Genomic DNA, 8556 nt, shown 5'->3' with positions numbered 1-8556 from the left:
TCCCCGGCAATTCGCATACAACCATCCGTGCCCCTCGGAGGTCACAACAAGTGGGAGCAAATCGCTCCCGGAGCTACAAGGGGGAAATATGCGAAACATCCGTATGCTCGCCACCGCCGGGGCCCTGACCACCCTGATGGTGGGTGCGACGGCCGTCTTCGGCCCGACCGCGTCCGCCGCACCCAACACCACCCCGCAGAAGGTCTGCGGCAGCTCGTACAAGACCGTGAACTCCGCCGCCATCGGCTCCCTCGGCACGGTCTACCTGACGTACAACGCGTCCAACGGGAAGAACTGCGTGGTGACCATCCGGTCCACCCCCGGCGTCGCGAAGGACATGTCGACGTACATCTACGTCGCCGACACCGACGAGTCGGCGGGGGACTACGGGAACTACACGTCGTACGCCGGTCCGGCCTACGTCTACGGCAAGGGCCACTGCGTCAGCTGGGGCGGTCACATCGCCAACGTGTACGTGTCCGTGGAGAACTCCAACTGCGCCTCGTTCAAGGAGCAGCGGACCCTCGAAGTCCGCTGAGCCACCGCTCACCGGGCCCGCCTCCGGTTCCCACCGGGGACGGGCCCACGCCCGCGCACCGGTCAGGGGCGCCCGGTGTGCGGGCGTGGTTCCCGGATGCCGTCGATGATGCGGGTCCAGTTGTCGCCGCCGTGGCCGTCCGCGATCGCGCGCCGGTAGTGGGCCTGCACCGCCACGGGGAGCGCCAGGTCGAGGCCGAGCGCCGTGCTGGTCTCCACGATGTGGTCGGCCGTCGCGCCCATCATGGTGACCGTGCTGAGGTCGCCGGGGTGCTCCCCGGCATCGAGCGAGGCGCCCGGCCGGGCTTCACCGGCCCTCAGGATGTCGCCGATCGAGTCGGCGGAGGAGAGCAGCTCCGGCAGCGCCTCGCCGGCCTTCATGCCCGCCGTGCCCAGCATGGCCGTGGCGTGCATCAGCGCGGACAGCGTGGTGAGGAACACCGCGAGCTGGGCCTGGTACATCATCTGGGCGAGGCCCGGGTCCTCGCCCAGATACCGTGGTGCTCCGAGCAGGGCCAACGTCGCCCGGTGGCTCTCCAACGCCTGCTCGCGCCCGCTGTAATAGACGAACGCCGCCTCCGTGCCGACCATCGGCGCGGGGACCATGACGCCGCCGGCGAGGAACTGGGCGCCGTGACCGGCCGCCCAGTCCGCCGCCTCACGGGTGCGGCCGGGGGTGTCGGAGCTCAGGTTGACCAGGGTCCGGCCGGCGAGCGCTCCGGTGGCGTCGCCGAGGACGTCGTACAGCGCCCGGTAGTCGGTGAGGCTGAGGATCACGAGGTCACTCGCCCGGACCGCCTCGCCGGGGGTCGTCGCGAGTGTCGCTCCGTCGGCGACGACACCGTCGGCCCGGCCGGGGGTGCGGTTCCAGACGGTCACCGGGTGGCCGGCGGTGAGGAGGGCGCGGGTCATCGCCCGGCCCATCGGGCCGAGTCCGATCAGGGTGACAGGGGTGCTCTGCTGGGTGGTGTGGTTCTGTTGTCCGTTCACGCCTCCATGCTCGAAGAGCGCCGCTAAACTCGGAAGTACCCACTATTTTCTGCGGTACTTACCTTTTCGTAAGGGGACCAGTGATGGCCGAGGCGCCGAGACGCGGGCCCTACATCTGCGGGATCGACGCCGCGCTCGACGTGGTGAGCGGCAAGTGGAAGGGCCTGATCCTCTGGGAACTCGACGCCCACCGCGTACGCCGCTTCGCGGAGCTCCGGCGCGGTCTGCCGGGGGTGAGCGAGAAGATGCTGACGCAGCACCTGCGGGAGATGGAGGCGGACGGGCTGGTGCACCGCGAGGTCTACGCACAGGTGCCCCCGCGGGTGGAGTACTCCCTGACCGAACAGGGGCGCGCGCTCAACCACGCTCTCGGGCCGCTGGGCGCCTGGGGGATCGGACGGATGCGTCGCGAGGGCCTCGAACGGGTCGAGGTCGCCGACACCGTGCACGGCTGAAGGTGCCGGCCGCTCCGCGAAGTCCCGCCGCGTGCACGGACGGGACTTCGCGGGCGCGTGCCTAGTAGGTCACGCTGACCGGCGCATGGACGCTGCGCTCGGGCAGGGTGATGGTCAGCGTCCCCGAGGCCTCGTCCCAGCGACAGGCACGAGGAGACAGCCGCTTACCGCTCGCGGTGACGTGCCGGGGCGCGTGGTCGGCCCGGACCGACAGGGTCCAGGTGCGCTTCTTCGCCTGGCCCCGGAAGGACCCCTTCGTCGGGGCGATGGACACGGTGTGACGTCCGCCGGACTCCTTGTACGAGATCTTCGTCGTGGCGCTCCGGACGCTGCCGGGGGCGCCCCCGTCGTCCTCGTACAGGCGGAACGAACCGGAACCGCCGGGGGCGATGGTGAGCGTGAGGTCGTCCGCGCCCGCCGCGCCGTCGTGGGCGACGTCATGCGTACGGCTCGGGACGATCCCGCCCGCCCGGACGAACACGGGCATGGTGTCGAGCGTCGTCGTGACGTCCTGCGTGGTGCCGCCCTCGTACGTCCTGCCGGTGAAGTAGTCCGTCCACCGCCCCGGCGGGAACCACACCGACGTCTTCGCGGAGGCGCCGGGCGTGGTGACCGGGGCGACCAGCACGTCCGAGCCGTAGAAGTACTCGTTGCCGGCCGTCTCGTACGCCTGCGGCTCCTCCGGGTACTCCAGGTACATGGGCCGGACGATCGGCACACCGGTCCGGTTGGCCTCCTCCGCGAGCGTGTACGTGTACGGCAGCAGGCTCTCGCGCAGGTTGAGGAAGTTCTTCGCGGACGCCGACGCCTCGGGGCCGTACTGCCAGGGCAGCCGGTCGCTGTGGTTGCTGTGCAGCCGGTCGACGGGCTGGAAGGTGCCGAACTGGACCCAGCGCGCGTAGAGGTCGTCGGGCAGCTTCGTCGTGGTGTGCGTGTCGCCGCCGTCCGTGTACGTCTCCGATCCCCTCAGGCCCGTCGTGTCGTTGTGGCCGCCGATGTCGTGCGTGATGTTGGCCATGCCGGTCGCCGCCGACTCGGCCGGGGTGTACCCCACCTCGAACTTCAGCGTGCCCCAGGTGGACGACGTGTCGCCGGAGAAGTGGACCGTGGTGCGCTTGTCCGCCCAGGGTCCGGTGGGCACCGCCTGCTGGCCGCTGTACCCGGCCGCCTGGAGCGAACCGAAGGCGCGCGACAGTACGAACCCGCGCTCCTGGTGCGCGGCGGTGGCGTCCGCGTACTGCTGGTTGATCCAGGCGTCCGGGGTCACACCCGGCAGCGACGACTGCGCCGCGTCACAGCACCAGTCCAGCCACCAGAAGTCATTGCCCTGCTCGTCCATGGTCCGGTGCAGATCCATGTACGCCTGCAACTGATCGGGGTCCCCGAAGTCGAAGACGTAGCAGTCCGGCCCCGCGCCACCTCCGCAACTCCCCTTCTTCAGCTTGCCCTTGGCGGTCTTCTGGGCCTGGGCGAACTGGGGGTCGGCGGCGAGGATGCTGGGGTGCACGTTGAGCGTGTTGTGCAGGCCCTGGGACTCGGACCAGTCGAAGAACCCCTTCGGATCGGGGAACTTGGCCGTGTCGATCTCCCAGCCGCTCCACGCGTTCACGGCCTTGTAGTCGGTGTCCGTCACCAGCACGTCCAGCGGCACGCCCTCCGACCGGAACTTCGGCAGGATCGTGTTCCGGTAGTCCGCGTCCGTGCGGTCGATGTACTCCGAGTACCAGACCCCGTACGCCCAGGAGGGCAGCAGCGCGGGCGGTCCGGTGAGGGTCGCCAGGTCACCGAGGCCCTGCTTGTAGTCGTGCCCGTAGCCGAAGAGGTAGCCGTCCTGGTACGGGGCGCCGCCGTGCGCGGAGCGCTGGGTCACCTTCCGGGACCCGGCGTCGTAGAGCGCGGACGGGGTGTCGTCCAGGAGGTACCAGCCGTCCTGGCTGAGGAGCCCGGGTGTGGTGACGGGCGGGGCGCCGTTGCCGGTGACGCCGTCGAGGCCGCGCCGGTATCCGCCGAGGGCCAGGTGCGGCCGCGGAGCCGGGGCGCCGGTCGCGGCGACGGACACGGTGTCCGCGTTCACATGGCAGCTCTCGGCTCCCGGGCAGGCGAGGGTGACGTCGTTGGCGCCCGCCTCCAGGCGGACGGGCACGGTGGCCGTGGACCACGTGTCCCAGTCGTCCGTCGCGGGGAACGACAGGGTGCCCGTGGCGCCGCCCACCGACACGGCGGCGGTGCGCGTCTCGTGCCGGCCGTCGCCGCCCGGGCCGTTGGCGTAACGGACGCGCAGGCTGTACGTGCCGGCCGAGGGGACCTCCACCACTCGGGTGGTCAGCGAGGAACCCTGGTTGAGCTCCGCGACGAAGCCCGTCCCGGCGAAGCCCTGATGATCCGTGGCGGCCGCAGCCGTACCGATGACGCGCCCCGCCTCCGCCTCGCAGCTCACCCCGAACCGGCAGTCCGCGATCGCCGTGCTGGACACGGGCGGGAACGCCTCGCCCGCGCCCAGCAGGGCGACGCTGTCCACGTTCACACTGCCGGAGTCCGCGGCGCCCCGGGTCAGGCTGACCGTGTGGTGCCCGGCGTCCAGCCGGACATCGGCGAAGGCGGTGTCCCAGGAGTCCCAGTCCGCCGTCGGCGGCAGCGTCACCCGCTGCTCGTCGCCGCCGTCCACCGACAGGGTGAGGGTGCGCGGCTCGCTCTTGCCGTCGCCGCCGCGCGCATTGGCGTACCGCACGGCGAACCGGTAGGCGCCCGCCGCTTTGACATCGATGTCAGAGGACAGGGAGGCGCCGGTGCTCTCGAAGCCGGCGGCGAACCCGGACCCGGTGTAGCCCTTGTGGTCCGACGCCACGGAGACGCCGCCGGCCCGCAGGTTCTCCGCCTCGCAGAGTGCGCCGGGTGCGCAGGTGATGCGGTGCCAGGGGGTGGCGGTCACGGGGGAGTCGCCGGCGTCGAGCCGGACCGAGAGGTTCTTCGCGTCGAACGGACCGGAGCCGACCTTGTACCGCAGCGTCAGCGCGCTCGTCCTGATGGTGAGCCAGCCGTCCGCCGTCTTGGCGGTGTACGCCGCGGGGGCGAAGGAGCCCCGGCCGATGGCGTTGAACGTCGCCTCGTCGGTGAACGCGCCATCCCCCGCGTACTCGGTCCGGATCAGCGTGGGCGACAGCACCTGGAACCGGGCGTCGCCGGAGGTGACCGTCGGGATGCGGTGGCTGTGCGGGCCGCCTGCGGACGCCGGACCCGCCGTGCCCGTCACCGTCATGGCCGCGGCGGTCCCGAGGACAGCGGCGGCACCGATCCACCGCCGCAGCCCTCTTTGCCGCCTCGCGGATGGAGGTTTCACATGCGACTCCGTTCTCACACCGTCCGGCAGGTCCGTTCGTGCCGCACCGGTCGTTGTGCATCGTTGGAAAAGTGCAAGTGGCATGAGAGCACGCCCATGGCGCGGTGTCCATATGCGCGGCGACGACTCGTCGTTCCACATGCTCCGCCCCCCCGGCCGGGGGCGGATCACCTCCGGAAGACCGGTGAATTAGCCGATGGCGTGGGCACCCCGTGCCGGGCACCTTGTGCGGGCAGGCAACCACATCCCCGCGTCCTCCTCAGGAGTGCCCCATGCCTCGTCGTTCACCGCGTCGCCTCCTCGGCGTCCTCGCGGCCGTCACGTTCGCGTTCACCCTGTTCTCCTCGGCGTCCACGGCCGGTGCCGCCGAGACGCCCGCACCGGCCCGCGCGGCCGCGGTCCAGCCGCTGTCGACCAGCACCCCGGTCGTCTTCGTGCACGGGTACACCGGCAGCGCCTCCAACTGGGTCACCGCCATGAGCGTCTTCCGTCTCAACGGCTGGTCGAGCTCCGACCTGTTCGCGTACGAGTACGACTCCTACGGCAACAACGTCACCAACGCGCAGGGCCTCGCCGCATTCGTCAACAACGTGAAGTCCCGGACCGGGGCGAGCAAGGTCGCGATCGTCAACCACTCCATGGGCGGTCTCGTCAGCCAGTACTACCTCAAGGTGCTCGGCGGCAACACCAGCGTCAGTCACCTCGCGTCCATCGCCGGCGCCAACCACGGCACCACGTTCGCCGGGGCCTGCCTGATCTACACCACCTGCCAGCAGATGTACCCGGGCTCCTCGTTCATCTCGCAGATCACCTCCGGTGACGAGACCCCGGGCGCCACCAGGTACGCCACCTGGTACTCGGCGTGCGACGGCATCATCCTCCCGTACACCAGCACCCGCCTGAGCGGCGCGACGAACAACAACGTGCTCTGCCAGACCCACATCGGGTACCTGGCCGACACGATCGTCCTCGGCCAGGTCGCGCGGTTCATCGCCTCCTGACCCCGCGCGGCCCGAACAGGTCCGGTCCCCGGCGCCTTGCCGCCGAGGACCGGACCCGTCCGCTTCCGCTCAGGCCCGTCCGCGCCGGCGACGCACGGCGGTGAAGCCCACGGCCCCCGCCCCGGCCGCGACGAGACCCGCCGCGCCCGACGCCGCCGCCGAGAGGCCGCTGCTGCCGGTCTCCGCCAGCTGCGCGGTCATGCCGGAGGCCGTCGAGGCGGTGCCGGTGCCCGCCGGGGTGGGGGAGGGCGACGCGGTGGCGGTCGCGGAGGGGGAGGGGGTGGCGGCCGCCGCCTTCTTCACGGTGACGGTGGCCCCCTCGCCGCAGCTGGTCGTGCCCCGGAAGGTGCCCGGCCCCTCGTTCACGACCACGCACGGGCTCACGGTGGTCTTCCCGGCCGGGGCGTCCTTGCGGTAGGCCACCCTGACCTGCGTGGTCGTGCTGCCGTTTGCCGCGAGGGACACGTCCGGGCCGATGACGTTGAAGCCGTACACCTCGGGTTCGGCGGCGTCGGTGATCGGCTTCAGCGTCGTCCACTTGCCCGAGCGCAGTACCTGGACGGTGGCGTACCGGTCGGTGAACAGCACATCGCTCACGTTCTCGTACGCGGACGGCGTCGGGTTGACGACCGTGGCCTTGAAGGCGATCGCCGGGCCGCCCGCCGTCGCGGTCGCGGGGACACCGGACAGGTGGGTGCTCAGCCCCTTGACCGCCACGTCGTCCACATCGGTGTCGTTCGCGGCGCCCGCGGCCCCGTAGGAGATCATCGTCGTCAGCTTGAGGTGGTCGGTGCCACCGTTGCCGGCGCCGTTGTGCGGGGTGCCCATCGGCATCCCGAGCCGCAGCTGTACGGTCCGCGACTTCCCGGCGGCCAGCGGGAACTGCTCGGGCAGCTCACCGCTGTACACGGAGCCCTCGGTGACTTCCAGCGGCACGGACTTCCAGGTCGTTCCGTCGAGCCGGTACTCCAGGCTCAGCGCGTGCTCCGGCAGGCCGTTGCCGCCGTCGATGCGGTAGATGAGGCGCGCCGACGAAATGTCGTTCGGGCCGGTGTTGGACGCCGTGGTGGTGAAGGCGACGGGCAGGCCACCGCCCCCGATCAACGCGGGCGCGTCGGTGGACACCGTCAGCTCGGGCGTCCCGGTGTCGGCCAGGGCGACCGGGGCCAGGGCGGCTCCGGTGACGGTCAGCAGAAGCCCCGCGGCCGAGGCGACGAGGGTCGAACGCAGGGTGCGCGCAACGGTGTTCAAGGTTTTCCCCCAAGACGTGTGGGCGGCGCGACCGGGTGCCGCGCTCGCCGACGGCGGGTGGATCGGCCCGCCGTCTCACCCAGTTGGACAGCCCATCCGGGCCACGGGTTGTGACCCCGGATGTCATGGTTCTGCGACAGCGGCGACCGGCTCACCCTCACCCCCGCAACCCGTAGAAACGCATGGCCGAATTCGGGGTGAAGCCGATCCGTGGGTACACCGGAGCACCCGCCGCCGTCGCGTGCAGGGTGGCGCGGGTCAGGCCCGTGGCCCGGGCCCCCTCGAACAGCGCCTTGCGCGTCACCGCCTCCCCGTACCCCCGGCGCTCCCACGCCGGATCGGTGGCGACCAGCACGACGAACAGCCGGCCCGCCGCCTCCACCGTCGCGGCGCACGTCACCGGCACCCCCTGGCGCAGCCCCAGATAGGCGTGCACCCCGCTCTTCCACAGCTCGGACCCCGCCAGCCCGTCGCGGCCCGCCTCCAGGGGGAATCCGTACGCGCGCGAGTTCAGGTCCGCGTACGCCAACAACTGCTCGTCCTCGCGCACGCGTACGAACTCCAGCTCGGGGTGCGCCGGTTCGGGCAGCGGGAACAGATCGCCCGCCATGCCCGTGCCGGGAAAGGCGTACGCGAGACCGGCGCGCTCGGCCGCCGCGTCCAGCGAGTCGAGCGCCTCCGCGTCGAGGAGCCCCTCGAAGACCCAGAGGAAGCCGGGCCGCGTCTTGGTCCGCATGATGTCGGCCGCCTCACTCATGCGGCGGGCGGCGAGCGCCGCGTCCGCGCCGGCCTCGGTGAGGGTGACGCAGTTCCAGAAGGCGAACCCGCAGTCGGCCCAGCGCACGGCGATCCCGGGCAGGTCCCGCACGTCCGCTCCGGCGTCCCGGTCCAGCACCATGGCCCGCCAGCCCACGGTGAGTTGTTCCATCGATTCGACCGCTTCCGCGAGATCCGCCACCACGACTCCCTCAGGGTTTCGAACTAC

At 71.4% G+C, this 8556-nt stretch carries 7 protein-coding genes; 3 read left to right on the top strand and 4 right to left on the bottom strand.

Going from position 1 to position 8556, the window contains the following annotated elements; all coding sequences use genetic code 11:
- The first annotated feature begins 88 nt into the window (after positions 1–88).
- A complete protein-coding gene (locus ACFUJY_RS18325; RefSeq protein WP_383300387.1) occupies positions 89–538 on the top strand; it encodes a spore-associated protein in 450 nt (149 codons plus the stop codon).
- Between the two features lie 62 nt (positions 539–600).
- On the opposite strand, the gene ACFUJY_RS18320 is transcribed toward ACFUJY_RS18325, so the two are convergent.
- Positions 601–1527: an NAD(P)-dependent oxidoreductase gene (locus tag ACFUJY_RS18320; RefSeq protein ID WP_383300384.1), complete on the bottom strand. Its 927-nt coding sequence runs from the start codon at positions 1525–1527 to the stop codon at positions 601–603.
- 83 nt (positions 1528–1610) lie between these two features.
- Here ACFUJY_RS18320 and ACFUJY_RS18315 point away from each other — a divergent pair, with 83 nt between their 5' ends.
- On the top strand, positions 1611–1982 hold the full coding sequence (locus ACFUJY_RS18315; protein ID WP_383300381.1) for a winged helix-turn-helix transcriptional regulator: 372 nt from the start codon (positions 1611–1613) through the stop codon (positions 1980–1982).
- A 61-nt stretch (positions 1983–2043) separates the two neighbouring features.
- Here the strand turns inward: ACFUJY_RS18315 and ACFUJY_RS18310 are convergent, their stop codons facing one another.
- A complete protein-coding gene (locus ACFUJY_RS18310) occupies positions 2044–5238 on the bottom strand; it encodes a TIM-barrel domain-containing protein (RefSeq protein WP_383300378.1) in 3195 nt (1064 codons plus the stop codon).
- A gap of 353 nt (positions 5239–5591) precedes the next feature.
- Between ACFUJY_RS18310 and ACFUJY_RS18305 the strand changes: the two genes are divergently transcribed.
- Complete coding sequence (locus tag ACFUJY_RS18305; protein WP_383300375.1) at positions 5592–6320, top strand: alpha/beta fold hydrolase; 729 nt, start codon at positions 5592–5594, stop codon at positions 6318–6320.
- Between the two features lie 69 nt (positions 6321–6389).
- On the opposite strand, the gene ACFUJY_RS18300 is transcribed toward ACFUJY_RS18305, so the two are convergent.
- Together ACFUJY_RS18300 and ACFUJY_RS18295 are read right to left on the bottom strand one after the other, a co-directional pair.
- Entirely contained in the window at positions 6390–7571 is a 1182-nt protein-coding gene (locus tag ACFUJY_RS18300) for a hypothetical protein (RefSeq protein ID WP_383300373.1), read from the bottom strand.
- 157 nt (positions 7572–7728) lie between these two features.
- The gene (locus ACFUJY_RS18295; RefSeq protein ID WP_383300371.1) at positions 7729–8529 is read right to left on the bottom strand and encodes a GNAT family N-acetyltransferase; all 801 of its coding nucleotides are present in this window, start codon (positions 8527–8529) and stop codon (positions 7729–7731) included.
- Positions 8530–8556: the final 27 nt, after the last annotated feature.

The organism is Streptomyces sp. NPDC057249, from assembly GCF_042669245.1.
Lineage (GTDB): Bacteria > Actinomycetota > Actinomycetes > Streptomycetales > Streptomycetaceae > Streptomyces.
Note: the sequence above shows the minus strand (reverse complement) of the source record. Positions and strands in the feature narration are given on the sequence as shown.